Origin of the sequence: Microbacterium sp. BF1 (assembly GCF_019279095.1) — a bacterium.
Classification (GTDB): domain Bacteria; phylum Actinomycetota; class Actinomycetes; order Actinomycetales; family Microbacteriaceae; genus Microbacterium; species Microbacterium maritypicum.
Genome location: NZ_JAGYWT010000493.1, coordinates 1 through 1780 on the forward strand (window position 1 = coordinate 1; position 1780 = coordinate 1780).

Here is a 1780-nt window from a genome sequence, read left to right on the forward strand (position 1 = left end):
CATGACAGTCCGCTGCTCGCGCCCGAACTCGCCGATCGCGTGATCGTCACCCCGCACCTGGGCGCGCAGACCACGCAGGCCGTCGACAACATGGGCTCCCTCTCGCTCGCCGACGTGATCGCCGTGCTGTCGGGTACCGAGCCCGCCCATCCCGTGCCCAACGCCTCCATCCCCGTCCCCGTCGCCGTCCCCGAGGAGACCCGATGACCATCGACGCCGTCCGCACAGAGGCCGCGACACCGGCCACGGCATCCGCCGACTACATGGGGTTCGTCGGGGTGACCACCGCGTCATCGTCGATCATGAAGGTCTTCCCGCTCTGGGCCGACATCCTGGGCCTGCCGACCCGCACCCTGCTCGGCCACGACCTGCCGATGGATGCCGAGCCCGCGCAGTACCGCGCCATGGTCGAGCAGATCCGCGACGACCCGCATCACCGCGGGGCGCTCGTGACCACGCACAAGATGAACGTGTACGCCGCGGCCTCCGACCTGTTCGACGAGCTCGACCCGTTCGCGGTGTCGTGCTCCGAGATCTCCAGCATCTCCAAACGGGGCCCGGTCCTGTCGGGGCGGGCGAAGGACCCGATCACGGTCGACCTCGCCCTGAACGACTTCCTTCCCGCCGACCACTTCGCCCGCACCGGGGCCGCGGTCGTGATCCTCGGCGCCGGAGGTTCGGGCACCGCCCTGAGCTGGGCGCTGGCCGAACGCGAAGACGCCCCGGCGAAGATCACGGTGACGGCCCGCACGCAGGACAAGCTCGACCACCTGCGCGATGTGCACCGCCAGCACGGCACGCGCGAGGGGCTGATCGAGTACGTCGTGACCGCTTCCGCCGAAGATGCCGACGCGCTGGTGGCCGCCGCCCCCGCAGGGTCGGTGATCGCCAACGCGACGGGGCTCGGCAAGGACCGGCCCGGCTCACCTCTGACCGACGCCGTGGTGTTCCCCGAGGGCGCGTATGCGTGGGAGTTCAACTACCGCGGCTCGCTCGAGTTCCTCCACCAGGCCGAGGCTCAGGCGTCCGATCGCGGGCTGCGCGTGGTCGACGGCTGGCGCTACTTCATCCACGGCTGGTCGCAGGTCGTGGCCGATGTGTTCGATCTCGACCTGACGCCCGAGATCGTCGAACGGCTCGCCGAGGCCGCGGAGTCGGTGCGCTGATGTCCGCCCTCGTGCGCACGGTGCTCGGCGATATCGACCCGGCGCTGCTCGAGCGGGTGGACTATCACGAGCACCTGTTCCAGGTGTCGCCGCTGCTTCCGGGCGACGAGCTCGACGACGAGAAGGCCTCGGGCGAAGAAGCAGCCCTGCTGCAGGCGAGCGGGTTCGAGGCGATGGTGGATGCCACACCGTTCGGCCTTGCCCGCGACCCCGCAGCCCTGGCCCGGATCAGTGCGACGACCGGACTGCACATCGTCGCGACGACCGGCCGACACCGCGAGGCGCACTACGGCGCGGATCATCCGATGCAGGTGTGGACCGCCGAGCGTCTGGCGGCCCTCTTCATCGCCGACATCACGCGCGGGATGCCCGCCGACGACGGGGAGATCTTCGAGACGCCCGAGGTGTCCCTCGCTGCCGCGCCCGATGGCGGACCCGTGCGCGCAGGTCTGCTCAAGGGCGGCGCCGACTACTGGCGCATCAGTGCGTTCGAGCGCACCACCCTGATCGCCGTGGCCGAGGCGCACCGCGCGACGGGCGCTCCGATCATGGTGCATCTGCAGTTCGGCACAGCGGCCCATGAGGTGCTCGACCTGCTCGACGCCGAGGGCGTG

1 protein-coding gene and 2 pseudogenes are annotated in these 1780 nt (G+C 70.6%); all 3 read left to right on the forward strand.

Features of this window, described 5'->3' with window-relative positions; translation table 11 throughout:
* A pseudogene (locus tag KZA10_RS14060) lies at positions 1-207 on the forward strand (hydroxyacid dehydrogenase); the annotation flags it as partial.
* Positions 204-1166, forward strand: coding sequence for a shikimate dehydrogenase (locus KZA10_RS14065; protein WP_218683189.1), 963 nt, complete (start codon positions 204-206; stop codon positions 1164-1166). The pseudogene KZA10_RS14060 and the gene KZA10_RS14065, both read left to right, overlap by 4 nt.
* Positions 1166-1780: pseudogene (locus KZA10_RS14070) on the forward strand (aryldialkylphosphatase); the annotation flags it as partial. The gene KZA10_RS14065 and the pseudogene KZA10_RS14070, both read left to right, overlap by 1 nt.